Origin of the sequence: Sinorhizobium fredii USDA 205, assembly GCF_001461695.1 — a bacterium.
In the GTDB taxonomy this organism is placed as follows: domain Bacteria; phylum Pseudomonadota; class Alphaproteobacteria; order Rhizobiales; family Rhizobiaceae; genus Sinorhizobium; species Sinorhizobium fredii.
Genome location: NZ_AUTC01000052.1, coordinates 1 through 3,362, shown reverse-complemented (window position 1 = coordinate 3,362; position 3,362 = coordinate 1). Strand labels below are relative to the sequence as shown.

Genomic DNA, 3,362 nt, shown 5'->3' with positions numbered 1-3,362 from the left:
TCTCATCTTGATTGACGCTTCGTCTCATCTTGGTTGTCGCGCTGCAGTGATGGCAAACCGGTCGAACCGGGGATTGGATTAATCCGACATTCTCAAGGCGCTTCGAGCGCGTTAATTTGATTGGAACCCGATCTGCGGACTTCATCAGGGCCTGCGGCTGTATGTGCCGCCTCGTAAAGGCCGGACACATGGCTTGCACCCGACCAGGACGGCATCACAGATTTTCTCTCTTGCTATAAACGGCCGTAGTTCAGCCGTGAGCGCGGGCTCGCGCGCAACCTCCTCACGCCCGAGCGGGGCGTCGTCCATGGCGGAGGTATCTAGGGGAAGGAAGACCGTATCGGCCGTGGGCGGCAATAAACCCTTCTTCTTCAGCTCATGCCGCCAAGCGTAAATTTGCTGCCGGGTCACATCGTGCCGATGTGCAACCTCTGTGACCGTCGCACCGTCGAGCCCAACCGACATGACAACGTCGAGCTTCTTCTCGTCACCCCAACGCCTGACGTGTCTTAGGCCATCAAGGCGCTATCCGGCAGGCGGTGCCAATCGAGTGCTTACCAAGGAAAGGAGGTCTCACCCGGCAATTGCAACAAATGGCAGGAGATGGCGAAACGGTCACCCCGTCGCTTCCCGAACCTGTCTGGACCGGCACGGCTTGCGCCGATGTCTCGGCGCCGTTGAGGTGGAAGCGGGCGAAAACCATCGAGGCTCGCGGCGGAGACGTTGTCCAGCCGCATCAAGAAGCCGGATATACGTCAGCAGTTGTGGCCGTCGATCCTGATCAAGCCGGTCGTTGCAATCGGGCGGGGGTCCATATACGTCCACATATGGGGTCCGGACGCCGATCGGCGTCCCAAGTGCTTGATGGGTCAATGTTCAGCGTCGATTTACAAAGATGTTGTGCTGCGCAGCGACGGCGCCGACCCGCCTAGACTCCATCAGTGCCGCGTCCTCGGGAGCAGGAACGGGGGAAATATGGATCCTGATCATGGCCTTCCGCAGGAAGCAATTCCTCTGGCCAACTGCCACCCTTCTGCGACGCAATGGGCTGGAGATAGTCCTCGCCGCGAAAGCTGGCCGTACGCCTCACCGATGAGGAGCAGTATTTTGTCTCTGAATCTTCGGTCTATCGGCTGTTGACGGCGAAGCGCGCAGGCACATGCGCCATGCTGTCTTGGCGCGGCAATTGTCGTCATCAGGTTCTCGATAGCTTCCCCATTTAAATTTAACAAACATACAGGGCTGATCCCCTTGGAAGAACATCGGCTGCCGATGCTCCCGGTGCATGCCTGCCAGCGCTGTAAAGGGCGGTTTGTTGCTGATTGCCGGCATGTCAGATCGATAGCCCAGGTTCATATTTGAGAAGAGGACGGGATGGATTTCCCCTCGACCAAGTCGGTGCATGAACAATCGGACAGCACGGGTCCGCAAGAGAGCTCACCCGCGGCTCCGTCTGCAGCCGCGGCGACCTTTGAGCGGCAATTGAAAGAGATCGGCAGTTCAGGTGGGGGTGGTGGAGCAATGCCGGCCGCCGCTGCGCCGCAGCCGACTCAGTCAAAAGGGATTCTGAGAAGGCTCAGCAAAAGCCCCCTTTATTCCCAGGATGCTCCCCTTATTTTGGGGCTTGAGAAGGCCCTCATCAAGGGCGGGGCCGCCGAACGCACCGCCAGGGGCTATGTACGTACTCTTCGCAGCTTTGGCCAGTGGCTCTTCGCAAATAACAAAGATCCCATTGCTGCTCGGCTCGAGGACGAAGACCCGCTGACCGCTGATGCGCGCGAGTTCATCGGAAAGGATAATCCCTTAAGACTTCTTGCGGCGATAGTTCATCTCCGAACCTCGCAGTCGACGGGCGGAGTCGTGCGGATCGCAGGCCGCACTGAGTATCATCCTTATCCCCAGGACGCGGCTCTCATCGAAGAGTACAAAAACGAAGCAGCGACAGATCCCGGCAAGAAGGATGCAAGCAGGAAGGATGCAACTGCTCTTCGCAGTTTCAGCGACTACCTGCGTGACAACAACAGGCCGGGCATTGCTGCTGGGCTCGGCACGTCGTTTGATGGAGATGTCGAGAGCTATAGGAAGGTCGCCGGTGCTGATTCCAGGATTGGTGCCGCACTGGCTCGTCTCCGAAAATCGCAGGCCGGCGCCGAGGCCATGGAATCCTCGGCGCCGCAGCCGGCTCAGTCACCTGGGATTGCGATAGGGCGCGACAATCGGCCTCTTTATTCCGAGGATGCTCCCCTTATTTCGGGGCTTGAGGGGGCCCTCATCAAGGGCGGGTTCAGCAAATCCGCTGCCGAGCAGCACGGAGGTTCTCTTCGTAGCTTTAGCCGTTGGCTTTTCGCAAAAGAAAAACCGAGCATTCGTGCTCGGCTCGACAACCAGTCGCTGACCGATGGCGGTGAGGTGCTCGAGTTCACCGGACAGGGTAATCCAAAGAGACTCGTTCAGGCAATCGACTATCTCCGGACCTTGCGGTCGACGGGCGAAGTGCCGATCTCACGACGCGCTAAGCTGAATCCTCACCCCCAGAACGTGGCCCTTATCAATCCCGAAGACACGGTGCTGATGGAGCCGAGGCGCGTCGACGCCGCCGCTGCGCAGCACAGCGCGTCGCAGAAAACTGGCAGTCGGCCAGAGGAGCTTCCCGCGGAAGGCCGCGATCAGGATTTGCTTTTGGGGCTGATGGACGAACCCGGCCCGTCGTCATCTCTCGAGCCAGCCGCGCGCCATGACCAGGCACCGGATCCCGGAGAGCCCGACCGCCAGCAGTCCCCGGACGAGCCGATGGCTGCGCTTGCCAGGAGCAACCGCCTGCCAAGCAAGGAGGTCCTCATCAACGACGAGCATGACACAGCTGAGTTGAGGCCAGCGAAGAGGCAGAGGACCCTAAACAATCCGCAAGGCGTTGCCGGCGAGCGGCAGCTGGGCGAGATCGCCAATTCAGGCGGCCAGCCGACACCGGCGCCTACCCATCAACAGGGTACGTCGTCATGGGAGACGCAGCCGATGCTGCTGCGGAGCGGCTACGAAGATGTCACGGCGCCGCATGCGGTCGCGACGTACGTCGGGGACGCCGCTGCGCAGCACAGCGCGCGGCAGCGAGCTGTCAGTCGGCCATTGGTCCTCTTGGAAGGTTACGATCAGGATCTGCGCTTAATGGTGGAAGACGGCCCATCGTGGCCCGACGTTCCCCCTGAGCAGGCGCAGGACATAGTCCAAGCTGGGCAGGAACCTGCCTGGCCGACCGTGGAAGCAGCGCCAACGCACTCTGCCAGGGCTCGCTCAAACACCTACGGCGGTCTTGAGGTGTCGTTTAATCCGAATTCGCCCGCATCATTTGAGTTGCGTGACAATGC

General features: G+C 60.2%; 2 pseudogenes. One reads left to right on the top strand and one right to left on the bottom strand.

The features are described from left to right. Positions 1-144 precede the first annotated feature (144 nt). Positions 145-489: pseudogene (locus tag N181_RS33690) on the bottom strand (transposase); the annotation flags it as partial. Between the two features lie 885 nt (positions 490-1,374). Between N181_RS33690 and N181_RS06975 the strand changes: the two are divergent. Continuing rightward, positions 1,375-3,362 (top strand): annotated as a pseudogene (locus tag N181_RS06975) (Ulp1 family isopeptidase); the annotation flags it as partial.